We start from the raw sequence: 25,996 nt of genomic DNA, 5'->3' as shown, positions 1-25,996 counted from the left end.
TGCCTCAATAGGAGATGTAGACGCGGGGTACGCCACCGCCGGCGATCAGCTTGATCACGGCCTTGGCCTGTTCTTCGTCGAGGCCGACGGTCATGACGGCTTCCTTGGCGGCCTTCAGGACAGCGCTTTTGTGGGCGCGGTCGGCTTCGCGGGCATCGGCTTCTGCCTTGATGCGGACCTGCTCGTCGGCCTGGCGCTGGCGCTCTGCCTGGGCGGCGGCTTCGGCTTTCGCCTGGGCATCCCGCTCGGCCTGCTCTGCGCGGCGCTGGGCCTCGACCTTCTCGCGTTCGGCCTGCTCTGCCTGCAGCTTCAGTTCCAGCTCGCGGCGCTCGGCTGCGGCCTTGGCTTCGGCTTCACGGCGGGTGGCGGCGTCACGTTCTTCCTGGGCGCGACGTTCGGCAGCCAGGCGCTCAGCCTCGGCGGCCTCACGAGCAATGCGTTCCTCGCGCTCCCGCTGCTCGCGGGCGGCAGCTTCAGCGCGCAGGCGTTCCAGTTCGGCCTGCTCGGCTTCGTATTTCTCCCTGGCTGCCAGAGCCTCCCGCAGGGCGGCCACAGCCTTGTCCTTGGCGCGGGCGGCCTCGGCTTCGAACTCTTCCCAGCTCTCGTTGATCGCGAGGCCTTCCAGCCAGGCGATGTTGGACTTCAGTTCGGCGGCATCCAGGTCGCGGCATTCCAGGCGCAGGTTGATTTGATTGATGGCGGCCTGATGTTTGGCCTTGCGCGCTTCTTCCGCCTCTTCCCACTCGGTCAGCGGTTTGCGCACCTCGGCCTGCCAGACATCCAGCAGGTCGCGCATCCGCTTGCGCTCGGCGTCGATCTTCTTCGGCACTTCCTTCAGCTCGGCGACCAGTTCCTTGCCCGCGTTGTCCAGGGCCGTCTTGGAGCGGGCCACCTTGTAGGCGATGGAGGCGATAGCGTCGCGGCCTTTCTTGGTACTCACATCCGGCACGAACGAATCGATCTCGGCCTTGATGATCTGCAGGTAAGGCTCCAGGCCGTTCTCGGCGGAGTAGACCTGCAGGGCGGTTTCCTTGGGCGGCACGGTGGCCAGTTGCATTTCAGCAGACATGAGAACTCCATCCGCCCGAGGGCAGAGATTGAAAGGGAAGGGGGTCAGCGCTGGGCGCTGTAGCTGGTCGGCTGTTCTGCCGTGACGTAGCCGCTCAGCGAGGAGCAGCCAGCGAAGCCAGTGATCAGGAACATGACGAGGTAGAAGCCGCGCCAGAAGGCGAGGCGCTTGGCGCGTTGGTAGCGGGTCATCAGGAATTCCTCCTGAGCTTTTCGGGCTTGTAGCCCCATTCGCGCAAAACCTTCATCGCTCTCGCCTTCGCTCGCGGGGAAGGAGACCGCATGTTTCGCAGAGTCCTGCGGGCCAGTCGTCGTCCTTCATCATCAACATGGCTGAATAGCGATATCCCAAGATCGCAGCATTCGACGGCAGCCGCCTGCCAGCCAATCCCGATGTCAACGTAGTGATATGGGTCTCGCCTGCAAAACGGGCAGATGGTCATGGCTTCACCTGATAGATGAGAGTCCATTCCCCACCGACCCAGAGCCGCTTGCTCCAGGCGTGTACGTTCTCGATGCCGGCATCCCAGGCCAGCGACAGGGCGCCGTGGAGTTTCTTGTGGGTGAAGGCCAGATGAGTGACAGGGGTGTTCATGCTTCACTTCCGGCTTTCGCCATGGCGGCGGCTGCGATGTGAATGGCCTCCTCCAGGGCATCGGAAAGGCCTTGCAGGTCCATCGGGTCTGGACCGCCTACGCGCAGGGCGCGAGACAGGCCGGTGATGTTATCCAGCGCCTCAAACATGTCAGGCGCGGCGGCAATCAAGCGGGCGTTGGCGACCTGATCATTGGGCGCGATATAGGCAATCCGGCGACCGTCTTCGCCACGATTGACCAGGTAGGTCAATGTCGGGTCGACCACCCACGGGCCCGGCGTGTGCTGGCTCATGCTGCCTCCTTGCTGACTAGCGTGATCACGGTCTTGATTGGCGTGGCGCTGAAGCCGTCTTCCTTGGCCTGCGCCCTGGCCTTCAGTTCCGCCTCGCCGCGAGTGATGGCCTCGAACTTCGCGCTGTAGACCGGCATCCGCGAGGTCTTGGGGAAAGTGAACTCGACGCGGTAGGTGCTCATGCGTGCACCTCTGGCTTGTACTCCAGGCATTTCAGTTGGCTGATCTGTTCCAGCAGCAGGTTGCACTCGCGGGTGCAGTCGGCACGCTTCTGTGCGATCCGCTGCTCCAAGTTGTCGATCATCGCCACCACCGGATCAACGTCGAAGGGTTCGTACTCGACTTCAATCTCGCGGACACCGAGCAGAGCGCCGTAGCTTTGATACATGCTCATGTCGCAGATTTCGGCGCGCTGTTCCTTGCCGGGCAACTGGTGAATGTAAAGCGTGATCGTGGTTTTCATGCTGCCTCCCTCTCGTCGTTCAGTTGATCCCAGAGCTTTTGCTCGATCACTTCGGCGTACTGCTCGGCCACCGCCGCGCAGCCGTTGCGGCCCAGGTCTTGCGGGTTCTCGTCGTTCTCGTCGTAGACCAGGCCGGAGACGACCTCGAACTCCATTTCCTGGTAGCCGTAGTAGTCGAGGTCGCTGTCCCAGGTGCTCGGGTTCGGCGGCACGACAAGGCAACGGGTGATCTCGACCTGCAGCTCGTACTGGTCGATGCAAACGGTTCTGCTCATGGGTAATCCTCGCGGCTGCGTGGATGGGGAATAGGTGCCTGCGTACCGGCAAAAAGGCGCCCGTGTGGAGGCGCAAATGAGGGTGAGGGTGCAGGCGGGGAGCGCTTCCTCCCATGCTTCAGGTCTGGCTCTAGAAGCCCCGCGAATCGCCTGCAAGAGGGTGGGAATGGCCCGTGCTGATCTCGGGCATGTGGACCTTGTTCATATCCGCCAAATACGTCCGGTGACCGCAGGCAGCCTTTCGGCTCTGTTGGCAGCACTGCTCTTAGACCGGCATCGCTCGCCCACTCGCGGCGACCCAACTAGCGCATCAGCCTGCGCATTCATCCCCATAAATCGTTGCCCCTGGTGCCCAGGCGGGGCCCACCTGCTCGTTGCTGCGCTCGGCGTCATGCGTTGCGCGGTGGCGCCCCGTGTCGTTACCGCGGGGTTACTCGTCGTCAGGATCAGGCTGCCAGCGCTTCACCTCGTAGGCGAAGGCTGTCCACTTCTTCTGCTCCGCCTCGCTCATGTCGGCCCAGCGAGGCACCTCGTCGCGGACGATCGCCTTGCCACCAAGGAAGGTCACGCTCCCGCAGTTGCTGCCGATGTCTTCATCGGCGTAGCGAATCTCGATCTTTGCGTCCGGGAACTGCTCGGACACCTTCAGCAGAATCGGCTCCGGGAAGGACCAGGCCGTATCGAATCGCGCGGTCCCGGCCTCCTGATCTACCGTCTGGTCATAGGCATTCCACTTGGTCCCCCATTTAGCTCTGGCGAACTCCATGTTGTGTAGGTAACCGGTGGCGCGGTGGTTGCGGAGCATCTGCACGAACTGCTCGAAGCTCTCATCGGAGAGCTGATCGAGGGTCGTGCGATCACGATTGCCCGCTTCCAGCGAGGCGATCAGCGGATGCTCATCCAGAGGCTTGCGCCGCACGACATCGGCTAGTGTTTCCGCATCGCAGGCAATGCCGTTCCAGGGGAACTCCCCGGCAAACGGGATGATCTTGCTGAAGTCGACGCGCCCTTCCTTGTTGAGCATCCAGGCAATCACCTCTGGGGTTGCCTTAATTTCGGTCGTGACATGGTTTGGCATTGCCTTTCCCTCAAGGTGATTCGGTTGGTGTGCATCCCAAAGCACCCGGTCGCCCAGGTGCTTCAGTGATGCTGTCCGTGTTGCTGCCTATTTCCGCCGGCGGGCGGTGCGCATTGCGTGCGGGTCATTCACTCAGTCGGGTAGAGCCCTTGATCAGCCGTCTCCAGTCGCCCCACGGGGTCGCCTTCGCGTTGGCAGGTATTTTCCTCAGTACCTGTCTGATCACCGGTCGCCGCAGAGGCAATGCGTTCTGCTGTTGATGGTGTCCACCCGACTTTCTGTCGCCCCACGGGTAGTGGCCGGGGCTGCCTCGCCGCTGAGCGGCTAGCTGTTCATGGCGCTGGTTTTTAAAGAACGTGCGCTCGGTGGCGACTTGGTCTTGCTGCCGGCGCGTTTGCGTTCGGCTTGGGGTAAATATGTACCAAGGGTTCACAGTCAGTCAAGAACCAAAAGTACATATTTTTAATGTGAACCCTGAACCTGTCCTTTTTGTTGTCAGGTGAGGGGTGGATGGCTTGCGGTAAGAGTTTTCTGAAATTACTGTATGGATATACAGCACAAGGAGAGCGCCGGAATGGCCAAGCAGAAGCAAGCAAAACAATCCGAACGTCGCGAACTCACCGGCTTGGAAAAGCTGGGGCTTCGGGTATCCGCCATGATCAATTCACCCAAGGCTCAGTCGGAGCACTGCGTGACGATCCACCGGCTGGACACGGATTCGGACGAGGCTTGGAGTGCGGTGATGGAGTTGCTGGCCGAAGAGGACGGGATCGACATGACCTTCAACGACGACGGCAGCGTGAAGCTGCGCTGGCACCTGGAGAGCGAAAACGATCAGCAGGCCGAGGAGCTGGCGCCCGTCGATGAGTTCGTGGTGCAGAACCTCGCTGAGGCGCCGTTCTGATGCTCGGCCGGTCGAGCGGGGCGCTCAATGGTGAGCGAGCGGGGAGGGCGGCCGGGTTACACTGGCGCCCTAACCCATCCACCGGATTCTCCATGTCCTTCAATCTCGCCAAGCTGCCCCAGGATCAACGTCAGGCCCAGGAAGACGAGAAGGGTCGTCTCTTCGAGTTCTGGCAGCTGAACAACGAGCGTGCGAAAGGCGAGGCCAGCCGGATCTGGTCGGAGAAGGACAAGCGGAAATCGAAGTGGCAGGACTGGGCCACCGAGCAGATCGACGCGCTGAACCCGCCTGAGTACCAGAGCCTAGTGAAACGCGAACTTGCGCGAATGGGGTAGAGCATCCAAGAAGTAAAAGCCCGCGCGAGGCGGGCTAGGAAAGTGTGGAGAGGGCCGTTATGGGCCGACCCTCTGCACCACGTTAGGCCTGACGGGGCTAACACTCTGCTGAGCTGAACCAGGGTCGGTCCTGCTTATCGATCTGTTTCAACTTGCGCAGCGCGTCTTCAGCCGCCTCGATGGCATCGGTGCGGCGAAGGAAGTAGGAGCGGTCATAGACCTGGTGGAGACGAGGTTCGTCCTCGCTGCTGTTTGATTGGATGGCGACAAAAGCCAGAACGTGATCGCCGTTGATGCGGGTTTCGGTCCAGGCGGAATGCCCTGGGAAGTCTCGTGTGGTCATCATGACTCCCTGCAGGTGCGTCTCAGGTGGGCGGACTCCAACTATGGACCACGGAGGAGGGCGGGGCGCGGAAACCGGACGAAGGGCCAATTAACGAAAAGCCCCGCTCGGTGGCGGGGCTTCGGGGGGTGATGGTTAGGCAGCCTGAAGCGCCTCAAATAAGTGCTCTTTATTGCCGTCAAACACGATGATTGAGGCGGTTGCCGCCAACGCCACCATCGCTTGCTGCGTCGATTCTTCTTCGCCTCGCTGAAGAATCACCGTCCTTTTGGTCCTGTCGCCGGAGTTTTTCAGGTCGCCCATCTTGCCTACGGTTCCGTAGATGCTGGCCCAATTTGGCCGGCCAACCGATCCGGCAGAGATAGTCTGGATCACCATCTGGTGCTCCGTGCCGGGATTCAGTACAAACGGGAAGGAGAGCTGATGGCCGCTTGCTCCGGCGAGGAAGAAATCACGGCGCATGCGATCCTTGTAATGCTTGCTGAGGATGCTCCCCACCTTCCGCTGAAATTTTGGTACGTGGACGGTCAGCATGTCGCCGCATGCATCGCCTATTCGCGAGGCTGCCTCGATGAATCTGGCGACTTGGAAGCCCACCTGGTCTTCAGAGCAAATCGTATGGAGCTCGCCGTTCTCGGAAATCGACATGCCACTCCGATTGGCTATTTCCGCAAACCGCTTGGCGCGACGCTGGTCCGGCGCAATGCCGTGCGTCATAGCGGTAAACAGGATGTCGGAATTGTCGCTGATTCGCACCAAGCCACGACCTATGTCCTGGACGAACGCGCCTATCGCCAGCCCGTCGAAGGAAAGCGTCAGCGGCGACTGGATGTAGGTCAACCCATCGCCGATAGTGCGGCACCGAAAGCCGAGCTGTCTGCTGATGTCTGCGCAATTCATAGTAGATCCATTTGGCCGCCGCCTGCTTGTGGCTTGCGCGGAGGCAAGTTGAACGGCGGGGCCCCTTCAATGTTGGCACGCTCTAGGAAAATCCGCCATAAACCCTGTATGTCTACCCGTCCGATCGGTTCGGCGTATTCCGAGGAGCTTTCTGGAACGGGGGTGTGCAGATGCGGGTGGTCGACATTCTGCCCATAGAACGGATGCCCCTTGCCGACAGTATTCACGTGCTCGCTCGGGCCGTTCTCATCGAGAGCAAGAACCCGGGCGCCGTTGGCGACCAAGGTCATCGAGACCTTATCAGGTACGGCGGCCAGGCTGCTGTACTTGTGGTAGAGGTCAACGAAGTAGCCCTCCTGTACCACGCCATGGATCGATAAAGGGACCCGGCATTTGTGAGACTCGGGGAACCCCTTGCCGCCCTGGCCCTTCCATAGAATGCGATGCGCACCCGCCCATGCTTTTGGAACCGCAATGGCTGACAGCGCGTCAGCGTATGGAATTTGGCCTGCCTGGGCCATCAATCACTCTCCCTGCACATGATTCATTGCCCCACAATCTCCCGATACCGCCGCTGGTACTCCTCGTAGCTCAGGCCTTGCTAGGCTTTGAGCTGTTGGAGCTGCTGCTCCTGCCACTGCGACTGGCTGAGCGGGGCGGCTATTGAACAGTAAGCTTCTTCGTCAGTGGCTTAGCGTTTCTTATCAGTTGAACGTCGACAGTCTTCCCTTTGCGGGAAGATGCAAACGCCGCCGTAGACTCGATCTGATCAACGGGGATGCCGTCGGCAGCAATGATGATGTCTCCTGGGAGAATGTCTGCTTTATACGCTTCCGATCCTCTGACAACGACCTCAACCACAACCGCCCTCTGAGTCCCAGCAATCGTCGCTTCCGACTGGTTGGGCTCACGAAGATGGAGGCCAAGAGGAATGTTCATGCGAACGAAGTACGCCGCTAGGTGCGAATACTGATCGACGCTGTAGGGCATCATCATCCACTGCTGCCCATTCACAGTTCCCGAAGTGGAGCCATACGCATTCGTGGTGCCGTAGGCGTTGTATGCGGTCGCCATGCTTTGAGAGCTGTATGTCTGCTGGGTCGGCATTGAAATAGGCATTGCGCCTGATTGCGTGCGCTCGTATTGGGGCTGATAGACGACCACGACGTCCGCGCTAATGCGCTTCGCCTGCTCTAGGGCAAGCTGGCCATTCGAAAGCTTTCCGCTGAATTTACTGAAGCCAATCGCCATGTAGCCATTCTGGTAATAGGCGGGAATGTCCTGCTGGGGCGTAGATCCCGGTTCAATGTGCGGATCCTGCGCTGCTTCCGCGCGATTGGCCGACACGTACACAGGGTCGTAATACTGCGTGTAATTCTCGACGTAGGGGTTCTTGGCGCAACCAGAGATGAGCGCGCCAATAGCCGAGATCATGATTAAGACGCGCATGGCGATCTCCTTGTCGATGTTGTTTTAGTTGGAGACGACTTTGAAGCGCATGTTGGCTTGGCTCGCGCTCAGCACCTGCAGGCGGTAACGGCCAATCTGGAATGTGTCGTTCTGGTTCAGATCGAGAGAGTAGGACTGACGAGAGGGCGAGGTGGCATTTCCCGCCATCTCTTGCAGGATGACCAGGGCGGCGCCGCCTTCCAGGCCGCCGTAGTACAGCTCGGTCAGCCGGTAGTCTGGGGACTTGGTGTAGGAGTGATGCATCCCGCCGAATAGCACACCCTGCCACTGCTTGCTGTGCTCGACGCTGCCTCGCTCCTCGGAGAGGAAGGGCACACCTAGAACAGCGACCTGCTCCTGGCCAAGCTGGTAGCTGGTCCGTTCGATCGGCTGGGTGGATTTGCTGGCGCAGCCGGTAACTGCAAGGGCGACTAAGAGTGCTAAGGCAAAACGCATGACGACCTCCTTGCCGGTTACTTGATCTTCTTCGGCTTGCCCTGGGTTTCCATCAGGGTCGCGAACTGCTTCCAGGTCAGGCGGTGCTTATTCACGCTATTCCCGGTCGGCACCCATTCGAGGTTGCCCTTGCTGATCAGAATGGTGCCGAGCTTGGCGCCATCCGCCTTCACCTCAACCTCCACGTCTTTGCTGAGCACGATCTTCTGGTGAAGGTTGACGCTTACTTCATGGGCCATTGCGACCTCCTTGTCTGGGTGTTGGCTAGACCTTCATCCCTCGCCACACATAGAGCACCCGGGCATGGATGGTCACTTCATCCACATGCACCACGCGATCCTTGTGCTTGGGGTTGTCGGAAATCAGGTCGAAATGATCGGCGTCTGCTTTCTGCAGGCGCTTGATATAGAGGTGGTCGTCCCAGGTCAGCACGTAGATGCCGTCGCCGGCGAACTCGGTGACGCCGCGATCAACAATCAGCGGATCCTTGTCCTCGATGGTGCCGGCCATGGACTGGCCCCAGCCGGTGATGATCGAGAGGTTGGCAGGGGAGGTGTACTCCAGGCCCAGCTTCTCCAGCTGTGGTCCGCTGACCACCACGTTGCGCACGAACTCGGCATAGTCGGCCGGCACCTGGCCGTGGCCCATCGACGCGCGAACGTCGTATTGCGGAATCAAGACATCGCCATCCACAAGCCGGGGCGGCCGCGGGAAATCTCCGGCGATGACGTTGCCATGCCTGGAGTGCTGCTGTCCGTCCTGCTCTTCGGCCGCTTGAAGTAGGCGAGATCGCGCTTCTTCGGAAAGAGCCTTGCCTGCCTTGGTGGCAAGCATGGAATGGAGCAGGTCGAGAGTTGCCGTTGTCTTCCCGGTTCCTGTCGATGTGGAAAGCGTGTTCTTCCCAGAAGCCAGGTCAGCCACGAGGGCGCGAGTCATGTTCGTCGTCAGGAACTCACTGACCCTGGGCTCTTCGCCGTACTCAAGCCATTCGACGCGAACCTTTGTTGCATCAGCCAATTTCAACATGGCGATTCGGTCAGGCATCGACTCGCAGTTGAGCCACTTGCTCACGGCCTTCGGGGTCTTCCCGGTGATTTTCGCCAGATGAGCGCCAAGACCCCATTCGGGGAAGTCGGCTTCGCGCGCTGCATCCTTCAGCCGCTGAACGAACGAGCGGCGGATGCTCTCAATGTCCTGAACCATGGGTTCAATATCGCACGCGCTTGCGTGTACTTTCAGTTCCGACATAATATGTACTTAGGGTTCATAAATTGCCCCGGAGAACGCATGAACGCGCTCAAGAAATCCATAGATGAAGCGGGTGGTGTAGCTGCAGTCGCCGCAGCCTGCGAATTGAGCCAGCGCGCCATCTACAAGTGGCTCACCGCTGAAGCTCTTCCCCGTACCGAATTCACCGGCGAAACCGACTACGCAAGCCGCATTTCGGCCTTGGCCGCAGCTAGAGGCTTCGCTGTCGACCCGGCAGAACTGAGGGCTCACGCAACCCCAAAGCGGGCTGCCGCCTAACCGCCAGCGCTGTCGCTGCGCGGGCGAACCCGGCTTGCCCGGATTCGTCGAGTTGATCGCGGATGACCTCCGCACGGTTTTCAAAGGCTGCCGGTAGTCGCAGCTGAGAGGAGAGGGGCAGTACCTGGATCAGGGCTGCCACGTAGCAACGAAGGGCGAGTAGCTCGCCGCGTAATTCGGAAAGGTCGGTCGGCATGGGGGACTCCCTGTCGGTTGATCAAGTGATGGCAGGTTGCCAGGCAATGGACCGAGGCGACACGGAAAGAAACCGGGAGGTTTCCGATGGAAGAGTTTCTCAAGGCGCTTCACGAAGCCGTCAAGGATGAAGGCGCCAAGGACTTCTACGCCAAGGCCGGCTTCAAGACCCTGATCGGGCTTCTGCAACAAACCAACCCCAATGACGAATCCCACAACCTCAACCTGCCGAAGTTCCTGCTGATCCTGCAGAACCTGTCGGAGCAGGGCCGCTATCGCGTGTTGCGCGAACTGGTGAGCCCTTTCGGCTATGAGCTGGAAGGGAAGGAGAAGGTCGCCGCCACCGGCCTGACCAGTGCCTTGCTGCACATGTCGGCCGAAGTGGCAGACGTGACCCGTGCCTGTACCGATGCCCTGGAAGACAAGCGCATCTGCCAGACCGAGAAGGCGTTGATTCGCCGCGAGATCGAACACGCACGCGCCAGCCTGGATGTGCTGGAAGCGTCCGTGAAGGTGGCGTGACATGGCCGGCGACTGGATCAAGTTCGAACTGGCCACGCTGGACAAGCCGGAGGTGTGCCAACTGGCGGACCTTGCCAACATCGACATGGATGCGGTCGTCGGCAAGCTGCTGCGAGTCTGGGGCTGGTTCGATCAGCACACCGAATCCGGTAACGCTCCGAGCGTTAGCAAACGGTTACTCGATCGTATGGTCGGCGTTACCAACTTCTGCGAACACATGAAATCGGTCGGCTGGATGTTCGAAGACGAAGGCCTCATCAGCCTGCCTCGTTTCGAGCGCCACAACGGCAAGACCGCGAAGAATCGGCTTCTCACGGCCAAGCGCGTGGCCAATCACAAGGCCGCTAACGCAAAAGGTAACGGTGAAGGTAACGCACCGAGCGTTAGCGGAGCGTTACCTAAAGAAGATGTAGAGAAGAGTAAGAGCAAAGAGCAAGACCCCCCCTTACCCCCCAAGGGGGAGGCGGGCCCACAACCTGAGCCGAAGCCTGCCGCTGCTCCGGCGATCGCCAAGCCTGCGAAGGCGGATGCGATGGAAGGCTTCGCTGAGTTCTGGATGCGGTACCCCAAGAAGAAATCCAAGGTCGACGCCGAGAAGGCCTGGGCGAAGCTCAAGCCGAATGCCGAACTCCGCGCCGAGATCCTGGCCGCCCTCGGTCAGCAGGTCCGCAGCCACGACTGGACCAAGAACGCCGGCCAGTTCATCCCGCTCCCCGCCACCTGGCTGAACGGCCGTCGCTGGCAGGATGAGAGCGCCCCTGACTTGCTGGACAACCACCACGGCTTCACCGGCCAACGCAACTACACCGCAGGACTGGAGGCCAACGGCGATGGCTCTTACCGTTTCTGACCTGACTGTCGACACCATGGAGGCGAAGCTTGGCGTCCTGTCCAAGCACGCCGCGAAATGCGATACCCATGGGGATTACATCGCCCGTGTGCTGAAGCATTCGGAGAAGCCCACCGGCTGCCCGGTTTGCGCCGATGAAGCGCAGAAGGTGCGCGACCAGGAGCAGGCTGCAGAGGATCGGGCCAAGGCGTCGAAGGAGCGATTGGAGCGCCGCCTGGGCGCCGCGATGATCCCCCCTCGCTTCGCTGGAAAGGATTTCTCCGCGTACCGCGCTTCGACCAAGCACCAACGTGAAGTCCTCGCTGTCTGCGCTCAGTACGCAGAGGGATTTCGCGAGCACTACGACGACGGCCGCTGCCTGCTGCTGGTGGGCAACGTCGGCACCGGAAAGACGCATCTGGCCTCTGCTATCGCCGACCACATCATCCGTCAGCTCAACGCATTGGCCGTCTACCGCACCCTGTACAGCCTGATGCAGTACGTGAAGGGCAGCTTCGATAGCCAGTCCGGATACACCGAGGCTCAGGCATACGAAAACCTGATCGAGCCGCACCTACTGATCATCGACGAGATTGGGGCGACCAAGCAGACCGAGTTCGAGCAGGCAACCCTGTTCAACGTCATCAACGGTCGCTACGAGCAAAAGCGCCCGACCCTCGTCATTTCCAACCTGATGCCCGACGAACTGGAAAAGGCCCTTGGCGACCGCGTGATGGATCGCCTGCGCGAGAACGCTGGCCTTTGCCTGGTGTTCGACTGGGGCAGCGCGCGCAAGGGGGTGGTCAATGGCTAATCCCACCCTCGGCAAGATCGCCACCGCCGGCCTGGAGCATCCGCACCTTTGCGACGAATGCGGCAAGGCACGCAATCGAGGCAACCACCAGGCCTGCGCGAAGAAGCGCCAGGCGCGTTATCGCAAGGAGGCCGCCCATGCCTGACATTCACGCCTTCCTGTCCGCCCTGCGCGAACTGCACCCGGACATGCCCCGCTGGGGCCTGCATGGTGGCTGTTTCCTCGTCTACCTGGCGTTGAAGCAGGTCTTCCCCCAGGCTGAGCCCTGGTATGACGGCGACCACGTCCTGACCAAGATCGACGGCGCCTTCTACGACATTCGCGGCGAGGCCCAGCCCCATCGGCACGTTCGCATGGACCCGCTGTGCTTCAACCGCGCCTACGACTGGCAGATGCCGGCCATGACTGCCGAGGCGGCGATGCGGGAGGTGAGCCATGGCTGAACATAAGCAATGGGGCCATGACGAACTCGCTCATGACCTCGCGAATAGCCTGCGGGCGAACCCCGAGCACATCGTCTGGGAGAACATGCAGATGGGGCCGTCAGGCTCTATCCGCCCCGACGTCTATCTGCTGAAGAAGCGTTACGCCACCTTCGCCCCCGTCACCTACGAGGTGAAGATCAGCGTCAGCGACTTCCGCAGCGACATCACTTCCGGCAAGTGGCAGGGCTACCTGAGCTTCTCCAGTGCGGTGATCTTCGCCGTGCCGGTCGGGCTGATCAAGAAAGAGGACGTGCCGGCTGGCTGTGGCCTGATCGTGCGCCACGACGAAGTGTGGCGCATGGTGAAGAAACCGACCATGCAGCACCTGGAGACCTTGCCGCGCGAATCCTGGCTGAAGCTGGTGATTGACGGCATCGGGCGCGCAGTAGAGCAGCGCGACACGCCCAAAGTGCGCCATGCAATGAACTGCTGGGGCGCCGAACAGAGGCTGCGCAAGCAAGTTGGCGACGAGATCGCCTCCCTGATTTCCAAGTGCATGCGTTCCAAGGAACTCGTCGAGCACGAGCTTCAGGAGTTGGAAAAGCAGCGCGAGGACATCCGCGCCAACGCCAAACAGGAGTTGCAATGGGCGCGCGAAGCCATTGAGCGCGACCGGGCGCATCTCACTGGTGAACTGAAGGCGCTGGCCGAAGTTCTCGGCCTTCCTGCTGAAACATCTGTCAGGGAATTGGCCTATGGCATTCGACGCGCCACCAGCAGGCTTGCTGAGGACGCGGAGGTCAACCGTCTGCGCAACCTCTTCGAGCGCATCCAACAAGTCACCGCTAACGGCGTGCTGCCGCTTCCAGGTGAGCAGCTGACCTTGCTGGGGGTGGCTCGTCATGGCTGAGAAAATCCGCCTCTCCCAGATCAGCGACCTGGCTGAACTTCAGGCCGCCATCCGCCGCAAGGGATTCCCCTGCAATGTCGCCATCACCGGCGCCGGTCGCAGTCTTCCGCAGAACGCCCTGTTCCATAAGTGGTGCGAGGAGATCGCCCAGTTCTTCGTCCGCATGGGCAAGACCACCTTCGCCACCGGTGCGCCGATGAACATGGAGAACGTGAAGCGGAACCTGAAGCAGACCTTCCTGGGCGAGGAACTGATCCGCGACATCAACCTGAAGACCGGGGAAGTCACCGAGCGCTACGAGTTGCGCCATACCAGCGAGCTCGACAAGGGCGCGATGCACGCTTTCATGACCTGCGTGGACGCCTGGGCTTCGGAGCACGGCATCTACCTGCCGCATCCGGAGGATTCCGAGTACATGCGGTACCAGCGCGAGATGGGTGCTGCAGCATGACCCTCGCCGCCAAGCCTCCTCGCCCGAAGAAGTGCCAGAACGCCGCCTGCGGGAGCAAGTTCGTTCCGCAGCGATTGGGGCAGCGAGTCTGCAGCCCGGCTTGCGCCCTGGCCACCAAGGACGTCCACGCCGAGCGCGTCCGCAAGGCCATCGCCCAGCGCGAGCGGAAGGAGCTGAAGGCCAGGAAGGAGAAGCTGAAGAGCCGGTCGGATCATCTCCGCGAAGCGCAGCAGGCGTTCAATGCCTACATCCGTGAGCGCGACCGCCATCAGCCCTGCATCAGCTGCGACTCGACCACCAACGACGCCGGATTGATCACCGGCAGCCGCTGGGATGCCGGTCACTATCGGTCGACTGGCTCCTGCCCGGAGCTGCGCTTCGAGCCGCTGAACGTGCACAAGCAGTGCGTCCGCTGCAACCGCGACCTGTCCGGCAATGCCGTGGAGTACCGAATCCGTCTGGTGCAGCGCATCGGCGCCGACCAGGTGGCCTGGCTGGAGGGCTCACACGAGGCCAAGCGCTACACCATCGAGGAACTGAAGGCGATCAAGGCCAAGTACAGGGCCCTGGTGCGGGAGCTGAAGAAGGGGGAGGTTGCATGAGCGTGATCAAGCGTTTCGGGATCAACACTGCCGGCCGCGACTTTGCGGTGGGCGATATCCATGGGCACTTCACTCGCCTGCAAGCTGCTCTGGATGCCGCCGGATTCGATCCGGTCGTGGATCGGCTGTTCTCGGTCGGCGACCTGGTGGACCGAGGCCCGGAAAGTGAGCAGGTGCTGGAGTGGCTGGCCAAGTCCTGGTTCTTCGCCATCCGTGGCAACCATGAGGACATGGTCATCACCGCCAATGCCGACCTGCACTTCGTGAATGGCGGCGCCTGGTTCTATGGCCTCTCGCATTTCGAGCGCGCCGACATCGTTGCTCAGCTCGGCCAGCTGCCCCTGCTTATCGAGGTTGAAGTTCCGAATGGACTGATTGGCCTGGTTCATGCCGACGTGCCGTGCGCGGATTGGGCGGACCTGAAGTCGGCGTTCGATGGCGGCGGGATGGAAGCCGAGCATGTGGCTGCCATGTGCCAATGGTCACGCAAGCGTGTCACGAACAGCGATTCATCTGGGGTCAGCGGCATCAGTGCCGTGGTGGTTGGGCATACCCCTGTTCGGCGCCCGGCCGTGCTCGGCAACGTCATCCATATCGACACCGGCGGCTGGCTGCCGGAGGAGCGGGGTGGCTACTTCACCCTGCTGAACCTGCACACCCTGGAAGCCATCCCGCCGATGCCGGCGAAGCTGGAATGGGAGGTCGCATGAACTGGAAATGCCTGTTCTTCGGTTGCTTCTGGGGCGGCGCGTACACCTGGCACAGCCTGGGCGAGCGCCTGCAGACCTGCACCTGCCGCCGTTGTGGGGCTACGCGGACGGAGGCAGCGGTTTGACGTTGGCTGAGTACGTCGCCTGGAACATGGCGATCTTGAGGGAATTTGGGTTGATCAAATCGAGCGAAGGGGAGAGCAAACGATGAAGCTGATCAGCGCACGCCAAGCCTGGCGAGATGCAATGCACGAAAGCCGCGACTCAGTGATGGCTGTGTCAGCCGAGATCGCACGGCTGCAGAAACGCGAGGACAAGAAATCCAAGGTCGTCGTCATGCTAGAGGACGAGAACGGGAAGGAAGTGGCGCGGACCTACTCGTCAAGGGAGAAGGGGGACGCGAACATCCGTGAGACGCGCCCCGGCATGCGCCTTACCAATGCCCGCTGCGCCCACATGTTGGCGGCCGGCCTGGTCCAGCACGCGATCAGCACCCTCCCGCTCCCGCTGCAGCGCCTCGGGCACTTCTTCTACTCACCGCTGGCCGATGGCGTCGACCTCGCCGCCGCCCATTCCATGGTGTGGTTCTCGTCGGACTGGGGCGTTACCCCGGTGAGGCAGGAGCGGGCCTACTGGCTGGCGATGGTCGCCCTGAATTCCCACAAGCGCCTGGTGCATGGCCAAGATCCAATCGGCCCTGCCGAAGCCTGCATGTTCGTTCAGGATCGACTGGGTGTGCGGATGCACCCGGATAATTGGTCGCGCGACTGGGCCGACCTGTGGGAGCGAATCGCCAAGCAGATCGACCGCTTGGACGCCAAAGCTCTGGCCCCGGTAGCGGCCGTAGTCGAGAAACAGCGGGAGCGAGAAGAGGCCGCTTGATACTTGAAGGGCATTTTGATAGTGTTTCGCCATCGTGACAGAAGTCACTCGAAAGCCCTGGCCGACAAGCCGGGGCTTTTTTGCGAGGGAAGGATGACTCGAGTACTTGCGCTATTTTTCCTGCTTTCTCCAGTCGTGCTTGCTGATACTTTCCAGCCGAGTCATGACTGCAGCGAGCCCTATAAGCCGTACGAATTCACTAGCGAATTCGAGCGCGACAACTTCATCAATGAGGTTGAGGACTACAAGCAGTGCATTTCGGACTTCGTGGACGAGCAGAACGATGCGGTCCGCAAGCACCAGAGCGCCGCGCAGGAAGCCATCGATGAGTGGAATTCCTACGCAAACTCGCTGAATTGAAGTATTGAATCCCCAAAAGCCCGGCCAAGTGCCGGGCTTTTCGTTTCTGCCGCTGACCTGTCACCACCTCCCCCGGCGGGAAGGCGGCGCCCTATTCAACCGAGCGGCCTGACGGCCAGGAACCGGAGCCATGAAGATGGACCAGGACCCCAGCCTGACGGCTGCTTTCGTGGCATGGATGGCATCGCACCATCCCCAGCTCTATGCCTTCGGCCTCTCCGTGGCGATCGCTGTGATCCGCGTGATCTATGGCCGCGGCGGCTGGCGTCAGATGGCCCTGGAAGGCGCTCTCTGCGGTCTGGCCACCCTGACCCTGGTTCCACTGCTGGCTTACCTCGGCCTGCCTGACTCGATGGCCACCTTCGCCGGCGGCGCGGTCGGCTTCATGGGCGTGGAGAAACTGCGTGATTACGCCGACCGGCTGATCGGCCGCAAGGTGGATCAGGTCTGATGCGAGGGATTCGTCATGGTGGTGCACGCGCTGCTGCTGGCTCTGTTCCTGCTGGGCTTCCTGTTCTGGCGGTTGTCCTTTACGACCGATGACGTACTCGTCGCCTACATCCGCTGGGGCACAGGCTTCTTCTGCTTCGTGATCGGCATCGTCGGCAGCCTGATCTACTGGTACCTGACATGAAAGCCACCGAGAAGGACATCGACATCCTGGCCCGGACCCTCTGGGCAGAAGCAAGGGGTGAAGGCTTTGGCGGCATGATCGCCGCCGGCTGGACCGTTCGGAACCGTGTCGAGATGGACCTTCACAATGACGGCAAGCCCGATTGGTGGGGCGAAGGGTACACGGCCGTCTGCCTCAAGCCCTGGCAGTACTCCTGCTGGAACAAGGACGACGCCAACTACCCGTTTCTTTCGGGCGCAAAGCCTATCCCGTCCGCGCAGTACGTGAGGGCCCGGGAAGCCGCCATTGCGGTGATCGAGGGGCGCGAACCCGATCCAACTGCTGGGGCCACGCACTACTACAACCCGAAGGTCGTGAAGAAGACTCCGCCCTGGGTGAAGGGCGCCAAGCCCACCGTCACCATCGGCAATCACCGGTTCTTCAAAGAGGTGCCATAGCCATGCAACTGATCGACAACGTCTCCCAGCTGTTCAAGATGAGCAGCGTGCAGATCGCCGGCGCTACCGGCCTGCTGGCCCTGGCCGAGCAGTTCCTGCCGCAACTGGCTGGCGTGCTGCCGCCCGTGGCCTATGCCGTGCTCACCGCGCTGGTGATCGTCGCCCGCGCCGTGAAGCAGCCGAGCCTGAAGTAATCCGTTTCAACCGCCTGCCTGAGAGATCGGACAGGTGTTCAGCAAACAAGGTAGGAGATAGCCATGAGCCTCATGTACACCTTCAAAGGTTTTCGCCCGGACGGTAGCCAATTCTGCTACCCGTGCTGCGGGGCATACGAGATCGTTGTCGATCTGTCGGCAAATTGTTCTGGCCACATGATGGTCAGGGATGTTCAGCACGACGTTTGGCTGAGCACTCGCGACTACCTCGACATCTACATCGAGAACGCCGAGGGCAAGACCATCAACCGCGTGCGCGCTCCGGCTGGTGCGGGGGAACCCTTCCGTCGCGGCGAGGCGCAAGGTACTGCCCATGAGTAACATCATCGGTCTTTCCGACAATGGCCTTACTCCAACCCTTCGAAACACTTCGACGAAGCTCGGCGAAGAGATCTGGGCCGCCATCGACAAGGCAACGGACGCAGGGATACCGGCTGGCCTGATAGTCGGGCACCTGGAGTTCATCAAGGCCGCCATCATCGACCAGAACTTCCGCAATGTGGAGCGGGAGGACTGAGATGGCTGATTCTTTCTACCGCTGGCCCTGTGGCATGTTCGAGAACATTGGCGGCCCCTGGTCGGTCATGCGCTATCGCCCGATGGCCTGTACACCGGCTGGTGATGTCGTGATCACGGTCGACTCCAAGGAAGCTTGCGACCGCATCGTCGCTGAGCTGATGGCGCGCGACCCGGAGCCCTCGCTGGAAGAGGCGCAGCATTTGGCGAGCGAGCTGGCTGGATAAAAGTGCCGCAGTTGAGTGCGGCACGATGAAGTTAGCTCTCGCTGGCGCGCATCCTCACAGCCACCTTCGTTAGGTAGCGGATCAGTTCCTCGACTTGTGTGGATGAGGTGGCAATCGGGTATTCGCCCAGCGCCGCCCTCAGCACGTCGTGGTGGTCGACGAAGAAAAGCTCACCATCGATGTAATTGGCGTAGCCCTCCAGCGGCATCTCGCGCATGGTTGGGATATCGGCTGCAACAGCGTCGCTGTCGATCTTGACCTTAAGTTCCATCGAGTTTCCTCCCCTGTTGAGTGGAACCGCACCAATACCGGCATCAGGCCACTGTTTCAAGTCCTGCCCGAGCGAGGCATCAAGGTCTCAAGGAATCACTATGGCGCTGACAGCAAAACAGCAGCGCTTTGTCGATGAGTACTTGATCGATCTGAACGCCACGCAGGCTGCAATACGCGCGAAGTACAGCAAGAACACGGCGAACGAACAGGGCGCCAGGCTGTTAGCAAATGTTAGTGTCCAGGCGGCAATCGCCGAGCGCATGAAAGCCCGCGAGAAGCGGACCGAGATCACGCAGGACATGGTGCTCCGCGAGTACGCCCGGATCGCCTTCTTCGACCCGCGCAACCTGTTCAATGATGACGGCACGCCGAAGCCGATCACCGAGCTGGATGACGACACCGCCGCTGCCCTGGCTGGCCTCGACCTGCAAGAGGTCTATGAAGGCTACGGGGATGAGCGTGTCTTCATCGGTTACACGAAGAAGTACAAGGTCGCGGACAAGAAGGGCGCCCTGGACTCGGTGGCCAGGCACCTGGGCATGTTCACTGCCAAGGGACACGCGGAGCTCGACATCGAACTGAAGCGTCTGGAGATCGAGAAGCGCCGGGTCGAGATTGAGCAGATGAAGAAGGGCGGTGGAAGCGATACCGCTGACCTGCTCCGCCGGCTGATCGATGGGCTGCCCAATTGAGCAGCGGAAACCTCCTGTTGGACCGGCAACTGGCCCGCTGGTACCCGCTCAAGGATCACGCGGTACAGCTCGCCTTGGTCGATGCGGTGCCGAGCGGCATTCGTTTCCCGTTGGGGCCTGCTGGCCGCCGGAGCGGGAAGACCGAGCGCGCCAAGCGCTTCCTGGTGAAGCAGGCCAACGCGGTCGTCGGGCAGTACTTCGCTGCCGCGCCCACGCATGCCCAGGCCAAGAAGATATTCTGGGATGACCTGAAGGCCTTCTCGCTGTCGTGCCTGCATGACAAGCGACCCAGTGAATCGGACCTGATCATCTTCCTGCCCAACGGCAGCGAGATTCACGTCATCGGTCTGGACAAGCCGCAGCGGATCGAGGGTATCCCGTGGAAGGGCGGCCTGATTGACGAGTTCGCCGATGTGAAGTCGGATGCCTGGGAGGCCAACATCCTCCCGGCGCTGAACACCGTGAACCCGACCGACCCGGACTACCGGGCCTGGTGCTGGCTGCTCGGAGTGCCCGACGGCCTGAACCACTACTACGACCTCTGCATGCGTGCGGAGGCCGGTGGCGACCCCAGCTTCAAGGTCTATCACTGGAAGTCGGCCGAGATCCTGCCGCCCGATGTGATCGCGGCGATGAAGCACTCGATGTCGGCTAAGCAGTTCAAGCAGGAATTCGAAGCCTCGTTCGAAACGGCCGGCGGCCGGATTTACGAGGACTACAGCAAGGCCAACCACACCACGGCGACGATCGAGCCGCACGAGCAGTTGCTGTGGATGCACGACCAGAACTTCACCCCGCTGTCCTCGGCGGTCGGGGTTCGGCGCAACAGCAACGAGCTGTACCTGCTCGATGAGATCGTGCTCACCAGTGCGGTTTCGAAGCAGTCGGCCCTGGAGTTCGTCGACAAGTTCAAGGCCCACAAGAACAAGCACGTGCTGATCTACGGCGACCCAGCAGGGCAGGCCGGCGAGAAGCATGGTCACGCCTCCGACTACACCGACATCGAGGGGGTGCTGAAGGCGCATGGCTGGACCTTCACCCGCAAGGTGAAGCCGGCGCACCCGGCCATCAAGGACCGCCAGAACGCGGTTCGGGCCAAGATCAAGACCGCCGACGGCAACATCAGCCTCTTCGTCAACCCGCACACCGCGAAGTGGTGCGACAAGGGTCTGTCCACCGTCCAGCTGCAAGACGGGTCGACCTTCCAGGAAGACCAGAAGAACCAGTACCAGCACATCACCACCGCCATCGGCTACTGCATTGATGTCGAATGGCCGGTGATCAAGCGCACCGCAACTGCCACTACCCTGCGAGTTTGAGAATGGCCAACGACCCGAGCACCGTTATCCCTGCTGTCCAGGAGATGCGCACGGATTGGGACGTCGTGGACCCACTCATGGGCGGCACCAAGGCCATGCGTGCTGCTGGTGAGCAGCTGCTACCGAAGTTCCCGAAGGAAGACCCCAAGGCCTACAAGGATCGCCTGAACCGCTCCACCTTGCTCCCGGCCTACAGCGAGACGGTCCAGAATATGACCGGCCGCGTGTTTGCCGAGCCAATCAGCCTGGGCAAGGACGTGAAGGAGCCGATCAAGGGCTACACCGAGAACATCGACCAGCAGGGCAACAACCTGCAGGTCTGGTCGCAGGTCTTCTTCAGCATGGCCCTGGCCAAGGGTCTCTGCCATGTGCTGGTGGACTATCCGTCGACCACCGACAAAGAGGGAAATCAGCTTTACCCGACCAAGGCGGCGGAGACGGAAGCTGGAGTACGACCTTATGCGGTGATCATCCACCCGGGCCAAGTGTTGGGCTGGAAGTCGGAAACCCGCCACGGTGCCGAAGTCCTGACCCAGTTCCGCTACCTGGAAGTGGTTGAAGAGGACGATCCGGATAACGACTTCGCGGTGAAGTGCATCCCTCAGATTCGTGTCCTGGAACCCGGCTCTTGGCGCACCTTCCGTAAGCAGCAGGGCGAGGGCGGCAAGGAAACCTGGGTGCAGCATGCCGCCGGCACCACGACCCTGTCCGTTATCCCGCTGGTGACCTACTACACCAAGCGCACCGGCTTCATGACTGCCGTTCCGCCGCTGCTCGAGGTCGCCCACCTCAACGTCAAGCACTGGCAGAGCCAGAGCGACCAGGACAACATCCTCCACGTCGCCCGGGTGCCGATGCTGGCCCTGATCGGCGTGGATGCGCCCGGCCAGGATGCCGCGCCCGGCAGCGAGATCACGGTCGGGACTGCTGCTGCGACCTACCTGCCGCCCCAGGGTGACATGAAATACGTCGAGCACACCGGCAAGGCCATCGAGGCCGGTCGCCAATCGCTGCTCGACCTCGAAGACCAGATTCGCATGGCTGGCGGCAAGCTGCTCCAGAAGGAGAAGCAGGCCACCAAGACCGCCGCCCAGGCCGAGGAAGAAGCGGCCCAAGAACTGAGCCCGCTGGAGACCATGGCCGGCTCGTTCGAGGACGCCATCGACCAGGTGCTGCAGTTGTTTGCCCTGTGGATCGGCGTCACGGAAGGCGGTCACGTTGAGGTGAATGGAAACTTCGACGTCGACTACGCTCCAGAAACGACCCTGCCGCTGCTTCTCAATATGGCCGCGCAGAGTCGCCTGTCGAACGAAACTCTGTTCCGTGAAGTGCAGCGCCGGGGCGTGATCAATGGTGACCTGAACTGGGAGGAGGAACAGGAGCGGATTGAGCTCCAAGGCCCGTCCCTCGGGATGGTCTGATGGCCACCATCAACGAGAAGTTGGCCGACGCTGAAGTCGCGCACGCGATCAGCCTGCAGCGCTTCAGCAATGGCGTGGTGCGCCGGATGATTGCCCTGCTGAACCGGGTTGACAACGACCTGTTCGCGCAGCTGATGGCCGCGATCGAGCGCATGCCGCCCGGCGCCTTCACTGTTCAGCGCCTGGACCAGCTTCTGCAGTCGGTTCAGGCGCTGAACGCTCAGGCCTATGCGACGCTCCGGCGCGAACTGGAGGCCGAGATGCAGGCCTACGTCGAGTACGAGGCCCACTACCAGTACCAGCTGCTGACAACGGTCATACCGCAGCCGGTGCAGGCAGTCATCCCGATCAACACCGTGAACGCCCAGCAGGTCTACGCCGCCGCGATGGCCAGACCATTCCAGGGCAAACTGCTGTCCGAGTTCACGCGGGATATGGAAGCGGCACGCATGACCCGGGTACGCGACGCAATCCGCATCGGGTTCGTCGAGGGCGAGACGGTCGATCAGATGATTCGCCGGATTCGTGGCACCCGGACCGGCGGATACGCTGACGGGCTGCTGGAGATCGATCGGCGCGGCGCTGAGGCGATCGTCCGCACCGCAGTGAATCACCTCAGCAACTTCACCCGCCAGGCGTTCTACGCGGCCAACGATGACTTGATAGAGGAGTGGCAGTTCCTTGCCACGTTGGATGGCCGCACGACCATCACCTGCGCAAGCCTTTCCGGCAAGACATTCCCGATCGGCCAAGGGCCCATGCCGCCGCGGCACATTAACTGCCGCAGCACTTCGACGCCGGTGATCAAGTCCTGGGAAGAGCTGGGCCTGACCAAGGAAGAGATCGGCAAGGGAACTCAGGCCAGCATGGATGGGTATGTTGCCGACGACATCAGCTACAGCGACTGGCTGCGCAATAAACCGGCCGCCTTCCAGGACGAAGTACTCGGCGTGACTCGCGGCAAGTTGTTCCGCGACGGCAAGGTGAACATCGACAAGTTCACCAACGACAAGGGCAATGTCTACACCCTGGAGCAACTGCGAAAGCGAGATGCAGACCTGTTTGAGCGGGTGGGGATTGCGGCATAAACTGGCCGCATGACCGACAAATATCCCTTCAAGGTAATCGACGGCACGCCGCCACCGGACACGCCCAAGCAGCGCGTGATCGACCGTGTGAAGGCGTCGCGGCCGAGCTACATCGTCAGCTGCCACCGTTGCGGCGGCATGGAGGTCATCGAGACCAAGACCGGGGTGGTCATCAAGAATGGCAAACCCACTGGCGGCACGAAGCAGTTGCTGTGCGCAAGCTGCTTCATGAAGGGTGAGAGGGTTGTACTGAATTGAGTCTGCGGGCCTAGGCGAGCAGGGGATCATCACCATCCGGTGTGGGGTGAGCTTTCTCAGCCTTCAGGGCGTTGGCAAAGCCCACGCGCTTTCTCCCGATAGCGTTCAGAAGCAGAATCGCTGTCTCGGCCTGCTCATTGGCCTTATTCCAATCACCATGCTGCTCACCATAGAAGCCGCGTAGCCTATCTTTGCACGCAACTGGGTTGATCTTGTTGAGCTTGTAGTAGCTGTCCATCTCATTGATGGCATTGCCGACAAACTTGGCCCTTTCCAACACGTCTTTTACGTTGCTCATAGCGAACACCTTGGGTCTATCCGGTTGTCATCCGACCTAGATGGCCGGACATGAACCTATAGGCACCGCATGGTGTGACGTCCATTTCGTATTCAGCCCTGGCGCCAGCCGGGGCTTTTTTATGCCTGATCGGCGGATGCCGAAGGGCGCCACGGGCCGGATGGCCTAGCAGATGGGCGGATGCCCGAGGAACTACACATGCCTTTCAAGTTCGATGCGGACGGTCACATCGTCCTCCAAGAGGTCAACGGCCAGAAGCTGCCTGTGTTCACTGGTGCTGACGGCAAGGATGCGCCCTTCGACGCGGACAGCACCGTCGCCACCATTGGTCGCCTGAACGGCGAGGCCAAAGGTCACCGTGAACGTGCCGAGGCCGCCGAGGGCAAGCTGAAAGCTTTCGACGGCATCACCGATCCGGCCGCCGCCCTCAAGGCCCTGACCACCGTGAAGAACCTGGACGAGAAGAACCTGATCGCCGCCGGCGACCGCGACAAGGCGGTGTCCGAGGCGGTCAAGAGCGTCGAGGAGAAGTACGGCCCCATCGTTCAGGAGAACGAATCCCTGAAGGGGCAGCTGAACAACCACCTGATCGGTGGCGCGTTCGCCTCTTCCAAGTTCATCGCCGAGAAGTTCGCCGCCGAGGGCCCGGCCGGCGTCGAGATCGCCCGCGCCCTGTTCGGCAGCAGCCTCAAGGTCGAGGACGGCAAGGTCGTCGGCTACGACGCCCAGGGCAACAAGCTGTATTCCCGCACCCGCCACGGCGAGCTGGCCTCCGCTGAGGAAGCCATCGAACTGCTGGTGGATGCCTACCCGCACAAGAACCACATCCTGAAAGGCACTGGCGCCAATGGCGGCGGGGCTGGTCATGGTGGTGGCAACGCTGGCGGCAAGAAGACCGTCAGCCGCACTGCGTTCGACGCGATGGACCCGGCGCAGCGCGCCCAGTTCATGCGTGAAGGCGGGACTCTGACCGACTGAGTCCCTGCATATTGCCGATTCTCGGATGGGGATCGGTGCTTGGGTCGGATGGCCCGGAAGTCTGAAAACTCAATCACTGATCCGACAAGGAGCCTGACATGGCCAACACCCTTACCAACCTGATCCCCGACATCTACAACGCGCTGGACGTAGTGTCCCGCGAGCTGGTCGGCATGATCCCCGCTGTCTCCAGCGACATGACCTACGAGCGCGCCGCCGTGGGCCAAACCGTCCGCTCGCCGGTGGCCCCGGCCGCTACTGCAAGCGACATCACTCCGGCGGTGACCCCGCCGAACGACGGTGACCAGACCATCGGCAACACCTCGATGACCATCACCAAGGCTCGCCGTGTGCCGGTGCGCTGGAACGGTGAAGAGAAGCGCGGCCTGGACAACAACGGCGCTTCCTTCAACGTCATCTTCCGCGACCAGATGGCCCAGGCTATGCGTACCCTGGTCAACGAGGTCGAGGCCGACCTGACTGCGCTGCACGTCAGCGCCTCCCGCGCCTACGGCACCGCCGGCACCACCCCGTTCGCCAGCAACCTGGCCGATACCGCTCAGGTTCGCAAGATCCTCTCGGACAATGGCGCTCCGCTGGGCGACCTGCAACTGGTGATCGACACCTCGGCCGGTGCCAACATGCGCACCCTGACCCAGCTCTCGAAGGCCAACGAAGCCAATGACGACAGCCTGCTGCGCCGCGGCGTGCTGCTGGACGTCCACGGCTTCGCGATCCGCGAATCCGCGCAGATCAAGACCTTCACTGCGGGTACCGGTGCTTCCGCTACCACCAACGCCGCCGGCTATGCCGTGGGCGCCACCACCATCACCCTGGCGTCTGCCGGTACCGGCACCATCCTGGCAGGTGATTTCATCACCTTCGCCGGCGACACCAACAAGTACCAGGTCGTCTCCGGTGATGCCGACGTGTCCAACGGCGGCACCATCACCCTGGCAGCTCCCGGCCTGCGCAAGGCCATCGCAGCCTCTGCCACCGCGATCACCGTGATTGCCACCTCGGTGCGCAACCTGGCGTTCGCTCGCTCGGCCATCGCCCTGGCCACCCGCGCTCCGGCTCTGCCGCCGCAGGGTGACAGCGCCGTCGACCGCCAGATCATCACCGACCCGGTGAGCGGCCTGTCGTTCGAAGTGGCCATGTACGCCCAGTACCGCCAGATGCAGTACGAGGTTTCCCTGGCCTGGGGCTGCGCTGCGACCAAGACCGCACACATGGCTGTGCTGCTCGGCTAAC

46 protein-coding genes are annotated in these 25,996 nt (G+C 61.5%); 29 read left to right on the top strand and 17 right to left on the bottom strand.

What is annotated here, in order from left to right; all coding sequences use genetic code 11:
- Window positions 1-4 precede the first annotated feature (4 nt).
- The 8 genes from E8F20_RS06000 to E8F20_RS05965 all read right to left on the bottom strand — a co-directional run bounded on the left by E8F20_RS06000 (window position 5) and on the right by E8F20_RS05965 (window position 3,718).
- Entirely contained in the window at window positions 5-1,069 is a 1,065-nt protein-coding gene (locus E8F20_RS06000; protein WP_280282907.1) for a hypothetical protein, read from the bottom strand.
- Window positions 1,070-1,113: 44 nt separating this feature from the next.
- Complete coding sequence (locus E8F20_RS05995; protein WP_280282906.1) at window positions 1,114-1,260, bottom strand: hypothetical protein; 147 nt, start codon at window positions 1,258-1,260, stop codon at window positions 1,114-1,116.
- A gap of 247 nt (window positions 1,261-1,507) precedes the next feature.
- Window positions 1,508-1,663 (bottom strand): hypothetical protein, encoded by a 156-nt coding sequence (locus E8F20_RS05990; protein WP_280282905.1) that lies wholly within the window; start codon window positions 1,661-1,663, stop codon window positions 1,508-1,510.
- On the bottom strand, window positions 1,660-1,956 hold the full coding sequence (locus E8F20_RS05985; protein ID WP_280282904.1) for a hypothetical protein: 297 nt from the start codon (window positions 1,954-1,956) through the stop codon (window positions 1,660-1,662). Before E8F20_RS05985 ends, E8F20_RS05990 begins: the two co-directional genes overlap by 4 nt.
- A complete protein-coding gene (locus E8F20_RS05980) occupies window positions 1,953-2,138 on the bottom strand; it encodes a hypothetical protein (RefSeq protein WP_280282903.1) in 186 nt (61 codons plus the stop codon). The genes E8F20_RS05985 and E8F20_RS05980 overlap by 4 nt, the downstream gene beginning before the upstream one ends.
- On the bottom strand, window positions 2,135-2,419 hold the full coding sequence (locus tag E8F20_RS05975; RefSeq protein ID WP_280282902.1) for a hypothetical protein: 285 nt from the start codon (window positions 2,417-2,419) through the stop codon (window positions 2,135-2,137). The genes E8F20_RS05980 and E8F20_RS05975 overlap by 4 nt, the downstream gene beginning before the upstream one ends.
- Window positions 2,416-2,694 carry a hypothetical protein gene (locus E8F20_RS05970; RefSeq protein WP_280282901.1) on the bottom strand — a complete coding sequence of 93 codons (279 nt, stop codon included), beginning with the start codon at window positions 2,692-2,694 and terminating at the stop codon, window positions 2,416-2,418. The genes E8F20_RS05975 and E8F20_RS05970 overlap by 4 nt, the downstream gene beginning before the upstream one ends.
- A gap of 430 nt (window positions 2,695-3,124) precedes the next feature.
- Window positions 3,125-3,718, bottom strand: coding sequence for a hypothetical protein (locus E8F20_RS05965; RefSeq protein ID WP_280282900.1), 594 nt, complete (start codon window positions 3,716-3,718; stop codon window positions 3,125-3,127).
- A 628-nt stretch (window positions 3,719-4,346) separates the two neighbouring features.
- Here E8F20_RS05965 and E8F20_RS05960 point away from each other — a divergent pair.
- Both E8F20_RS05960 and E8F20_RS05955 read left to right on the top strand, forming a co-directional pair.
- A complete protein-coding gene (locus E8F20_RS05960) occupies window positions 4,347-4,676 on the top strand; it encodes a DUF1654 domain-containing protein (RefSeq protein ID WP_280282899.1) in 330 nt (109 codons plus the stop codon).
- Between the two features lie 92 nt (window positions 4,677-4,768).
- A complete protein-coding gene (locus E8F20_RS05955; protein ID WP_280282898.1) occupies window positions 4,769-5,011 on the top strand; it encodes a hypothetical protein in 243 nt (80 codons plus the stop codon).
- Window positions 5,012-5,108: 97 nt separating this feature from the next.
- Here E8F20_RS05955 and E8F20_RS05950 read toward each other — a convergent pair whose 3' ends face one another.
- From E8F20_RS05950 to E8F20_RS05920, 7 genes are all read right to left on the bottom strand, one after another.
- On the bottom strand, window positions 5,109-5,354 hold the full coding sequence (locus tag E8F20_RS05950; RefSeq protein ID WP_280282897.1) for a hypothetical protein: 246 nt from the start codon (window positions 5,352-5,354) through the stop codon (window positions 5,109-5,111).
- Between the two features lie 135 nt (window positions 5,355-5,489).
- Window positions 5,490-6,254 carry a DUF1828 domain-containing protein gene (locus E8F20_RS05945; protein ID WP_280282896.1) on the bottom strand — a complete coding sequence of 255 codons (765 nt, stop codon included), beginning with the start codon at window positions 6,252-6,254 and terminating at the stop codon, window positions 5,490-5,492.
- Window positions 6,251-6,775, bottom strand: a complete 525-nt coding sequence (locus E8F20_RS05940; RefSeq protein ID WP_280282895.1) for a hypothetical protein — start codon at window positions 6,773-6,775, stop codon at window positions 6,251-6,253. The genes E8F20_RS05945 and E8F20_RS05940 overlap by 4 nt, the downstream gene beginning before the upstream one ends.
- 139 nt (window positions 6,776-6,914) lie before the next feature.
- On the bottom strand, window positions 6,915-7,703 hold the full coding sequence (locus E8F20_RS05935) for a PDZ domain-containing protein (protein WP_280282894.1): 789 nt from the start codon (window positions 7,701-7,703) through the stop codon (window positions 6,915-6,917).
- A gap of 24 nt (window positions 7,704-7,727) precedes the next feature.
- Window positions 7,728-8,159, bottom strand: a complete 432-nt coding sequence (locus E8F20_RS05930; protein ID WP_280282893.1) for a hypothetical protein — start codon at window positions 8,157-8,159, stop codon at window positions 7,728-7,730.
- A 17-nt stretch (window positions 8,160-8,176) separates the two neighbouring features.
- Window positions 8,177-8,398, bottom strand: coding sequence for a hypothetical protein (locus E8F20_RS05925; protein WP_280282892.1), 222 nt, complete (start codon window positions 8,396-8,398; stop codon window positions 8,177-8,179).
- 25 nt (window positions 8,399-8,423) lie between these two features.
- The gene (locus E8F20_RS05920; protein ID WP_280282891.1) at window positions 8,424-9,407 is read right to left on the bottom strand and encodes a S24 family peptidase; all 984 of its coding nucleotides are present in this window, start codon (window positions 9,405-9,407) and stop codon (window positions 8,424-8,426) included.
- Window positions 9,408-9,446: 39 nt separating this feature from the next.
- Here E8F20_RS05920 and E8F20_RS05915 point away from each other — a divergent pair, with 39 nt between their 5' ends.
- The 20 genes from E8F20_RS05915 (at window position 9,447) to E8F20_RS05820 (ending at window position 18,415) form a co-directional block, all read left to right on the top strand.
- Complete coding sequence (locus E8F20_RS05915; protein WP_280282890.1) at window positions 9,447-9,686, top strand: hypothetical protein; 240 nt, start codon at window positions 9,447-9,449, stop codon at window positions 9,684-9,686.
- 282 nt (window positions 9,687-9,968) lie between these two features.
- Complete coding sequence (locus E8F20_RS05910) at window positions 9,969-10,403, top strand: phage regulatory CII family protein (protein WP_280282889.1); 435 nt, start codon at window positions 9,969-9,971, stop codon at window positions 10,401-10,403.
- A 1-nt stretch (window position 10,404) separates the two neighbouring features.
- On the top strand, window positions 10,405-11,253 hold the full coding sequence (locus tag E8F20_RS05905; RefSeq protein ID WP_280282888.1) for a hypothetical protein: 849 nt from the start codon (window positions 10,405-10,407) through the stop codon (window positions 11,251-11,253).
- Window positions 11,234-12,046: an ATP-binding protein gene (locus E8F20_RS05900; protein ID WP_280282887.1), complete on the top strand. Its 813-nt coding sequence runs from the start codon at window positions 11,234-11,236 to the stop codon at window positions 12,044-12,046. Before E8F20_RS05905 ends, E8F20_RS05900 begins: the two co-directional genes overlap by 20 nt.
- Window positions 12,039-12,191: a hypothetical protein gene (locus tag E8F20_RS05895; protein WP_280282886.1), complete on the top strand. Its 153-nt coding sequence runs from the start codon at window positions 12,039-12,041 to the stop codon at window positions 12,189-12,191. Before E8F20_RS05900 ends, E8F20_RS05895 begins: the two co-directional genes overlap by 8 nt.
- A complete protein-coding gene (locus E8F20_RS05890; RefSeq protein WP_280282885.1) occupies window positions 12,184-12,489 on the top strand; it encodes a hypothetical protein in 306 nt (101 codons plus the stop codon). Before E8F20_RS05895 ends, E8F20_RS05890 begins: the two co-directional genes overlap by 8 nt.
- Window positions 12,482-13,381, top strand: a complete 900-nt coding sequence (locus tag E8F20_RS05885; protein ID WP_280282884.1) for an MmcB family DNA repair protein — start codon at window positions 12,482-12,484, stop codon at window positions 13,379-13,381. Before E8F20_RS05890 ends, E8F20_RS05885 begins: the two co-directional genes overlap by 8 nt.
- Window positions 13,374-13,832 (top strand): hypothetical protein, encoded by a 459-nt coding sequence (locus E8F20_RS05880; RefSeq protein WP_280282883.1) that lies wholly within the window; start codon window positions 13,374-13,376, stop codon window positions 13,830-13,832. The genes E8F20_RS05885 and E8F20_RS05880 overlap by 8 nt, the downstream gene beginning before the upstream one ends.
- On the top strand, window positions 13,829-14,434 hold the full coding sequence (locus E8F20_RS05875) for a recombination protein NinG (protein WP_280282882.1): 606 nt from the start codon (window positions 13,829-13,831) through the stop codon (window positions 14,432-14,434). The genes E8F20_RS05880 and E8F20_RS05875 overlap by 4 nt, the downstream gene beginning before the upstream one ends.
- Window positions 14,431-15,144 (top strand): metallophosphoesterase, encoded by a 714-nt coding sequence (locus E8F20_RS05870; protein WP_280282881.1) that lies wholly within the window; start codon window positions 14,431-14,433, stop codon window positions 15,142-15,144. Before E8F20_RS05875 ends, E8F20_RS05870 begins: the two co-directional genes overlap by 4 nt.
- A complete protein-coding gene (locus tag E8F20_RS05865) occupies window positions 15,141-15,269 on the top strand; it encodes a PSPA7_2676 family Cys-rich small protein (protein WP_280282880.1) in 129 nt (42 codons plus the stop codon). The genes E8F20_RS05870 and E8F20_RS05865 overlap by 4 nt, the downstream gene beginning before the upstream one ends.
- Window positions 15,270-15,351: 82 nt before the next feature.
- Window positions 15,352-16,026 (top strand): hypothetical protein, encoded by a 675-nt coding sequence (locus E8F20_RS05860; protein WP_280282879.1) that lies wholly within the window; start codon window positions 15,352-15,354, stop codon window positions 16,024-16,026.
- Window positions 16,027-16,119: 93 nt separating this feature from the next.
- On the top strand, window positions 16,120-16,386 hold the full coding sequence (locus E8F20_RS05855; RefSeq protein WP_280282878.1) for a hypothetical protein: 267 nt from the start codon (window positions 16,120-16,122) through the stop codon (window positions 16,384-16,386).
- 130 nt (window positions 16,387-16,516) lie between these two features.
- Window positions 16,517-16,837, top strand: coding sequence for a phage holin, lambda family (locus tag E8F20_RS05850; protein WP_280282877.1), 321 nt, complete (start codon window positions 16,517-16,519; stop codon window positions 16,835-16,837).
- Window positions 16,838-16,852: 15 nt separating this feature from the next.
- Window positions 16,853-17,020 (top strand): hypothetical protein, encoded by a 168-nt coding sequence (locus tag E8F20_RS05845; RefSeq protein WP_280282876.1) that lies wholly within the window; start codon window positions 16,853-16,855, stop codon window positions 17,018-17,020.
- Window positions 17,017-17,457 carry a cell wall hydrolase gene (locus E8F20_RS05840; RefSeq protein ID WP_280282875.1) on the top strand — a complete coding sequence of 147 codons (441 nt, stop codon included), beginning with the start codon at window positions 17,017-17,019 and terminating at the stop codon, window positions 17,455-17,457. Before E8F20_RS05845 ends, E8F20_RS05840 begins: the two co-directional genes overlap by 4 nt.
- Window positions 17,458-17,459: 2 nt before the next feature.
- Window positions 17,460-17,651: a hypothetical protein gene (locus tag E8F20_RS05835; RefSeq protein ID WP_280282874.1), complete on the top strand. Its 192-nt coding sequence runs from the start codon at window positions 17,460-17,462 to the stop codon at window positions 17,649-17,651.
- A gap of 63 nt (window positions 17,652-17,714) precedes the next feature.
- Window positions 17,715-17,993, top strand: a complete 279-nt coding sequence (locus E8F20_RS05830; RefSeq protein ID WP_280282873.1) for a hypothetical protein — start codon at window positions 17,715-17,717, stop codon at window positions 17,991-17,993.
- Entirely contained in the window at window positions 17,986-18,189 is a 204-nt protein-coding gene (locus E8F20_RS05825; protein ID WP_280282872.1) for a hypothetical protein, read from the top strand. The genes E8F20_RS05830 and E8F20_RS05825 overlap by 8 nt, the downstream gene beginning before the upstream one ends.
- A 1-nt stretch (window position 18,190) precedes the next feature.
- Window positions 18,191-18,415, top strand: coding sequence for a hypothetical protein (locus E8F20_RS05820; RefSeq protein WP_280282871.1), 225 nt, complete (start codon window positions 18,191-18,193; stop codon window positions 18,413-18,415).
- A 31-nt stretch (window positions 18,416-18,446) separates the two neighbouring features.
- On the opposite strand, the gene E8F20_RS05815 is transcribed toward E8F20_RS05820, so the two are convergent.
- Complete coding sequence (locus E8F20_RS05815) at window positions 18,447-18,686, bottom strand: hypothetical protein (protein WP_280282870.1); 240 nt, start codon at window positions 18,684-18,686, stop codon at window positions 18,447-18,449.
- A gap of 100 nt (window positions 18,687-18,786) precedes the next feature.
- Between E8F20_RS05815 and E8F20_RS05810 the strand changes: the two genes are divergently transcribed.
- From E8F20_RS05810 to E8F20_RS05790, 5 genes are read left to right on the top strand one after another with little or no spacing between them, the layout of a single operon-like run.
- On the top strand, window positions 18,787-19,380 hold the full coding sequence (locus E8F20_RS05810; protein ID WP_280282869.1) for a terminase small subunit: 594 nt from the start codon (window positions 18,787-18,789) through the stop codon (window positions 19,378-19,380).
- A 17-nt stretch (window positions 19,381-19,397) separates the two neighbouring features.
- On the top strand, window positions 19,398-20,699 hold the full coding sequence (locus tag E8F20_RS05805) for a terminase family protein (RefSeq protein ID WP_280282868.1): 1,302 nt from the start codon (window positions 19,398-19,400) through the stop codon (window positions 20,697-20,699).
- A 2-nt stretch (window positions 20,700-20,701) separates the two neighbouring features.
- Complete coding sequence (locus E8F20_RS05800; RefSeq protein WP_280282867.1) at window positions 20,702-22,120, top strand: DUF4055 domain-containing protein; 1,419 nt, start codon at window positions 20,702-20,704, stop codon at window positions 22,118-22,120.
- Window positions 22,120-23,208 (top strand): minor capsid protein, encoded by a 1,089-nt coding sequence (locus E8F20_RS05795; RefSeq protein WP_280282866.1) that lies wholly within the window; start codon window positions 22,120-22,122, stop codon window positions 23,206-23,208. Before E8F20_RS05800 ends, E8F20_RS05795 begins: the two co-directional genes overlap by 1 nt.
- Before the next feature lie 9 nt (window positions 23,209-23,217).
- Complete coding sequence (locus E8F20_RS05790) at window positions 23,218-23,466, top strand: hypothetical protein (RefSeq protein WP_280282865.1); 249 nt, start codon at window positions 23,218-23,220, stop codon at window positions 23,464-23,466.
- A gap of 10 nt (window positions 23,467-23,476) precedes the next feature.
- On the opposite strand, the gene E8F20_RS05785 is transcribed toward E8F20_RS05790, so the two are convergent.
- Window positions 23,477-23,764, bottom strand: a complete 288-nt coding sequence (locus E8F20_RS05785) for a hypothetical protein (RefSeq protein WP_280282864.1) — start codon at window positions 23,762-23,764, stop codon at window positions 23,477-23,479.
- 198 nt (window positions 23,765-23,962) lie between these two features.
- Here E8F20_RS05785 and E8F20_RS05780 point away from each other — a divergent pair, with 198 nt between their 5' ends.
- Together E8F20_RS05780 and E8F20_RS05775 are read left to right on the top strand one after the other, a co-directional pair.
- Window positions 23,963-24,742 carry a DUF6651 domain-containing protein gene (locus E8F20_RS05780; protein ID WP_280282863.1) on the top strand — a complete coding sequence of 260 codons (780 nt, stop codon included), beginning with the start codon at window positions 23,963-23,965 and terminating at the stop codon, window positions 24,740-24,742.
- A gap of 98 nt (window positions 24,743-24,840) precedes the next feature.
- On the top strand, window positions 24,841-25,995 hold the full coding sequence (locus E8F20_RS05775) for a P22 coat - protein 5 family protein (RefSeq protein ID WP_280282862.1): 1,155 nt from the start codon (window positions 24,841-24,843) through the stop codon (window positions 25,993-25,995).
- Window position 25,996: the final 1 nt, after the last annotated feature.

It is taken from the genome of Pseudomonas sp. BN415 (genome assembly GCF_029871195.1).
Lineage (GTDB): Bacteria > Pseudomonadota > Gammaproteobacteria > Pseudomonadales > Pseudomonadaceae > Metapseudomonas > Metapseudomonas resinovorans.
This window is presented reverse-complemented; position numbering and strand designations above follow the sequence as displayed.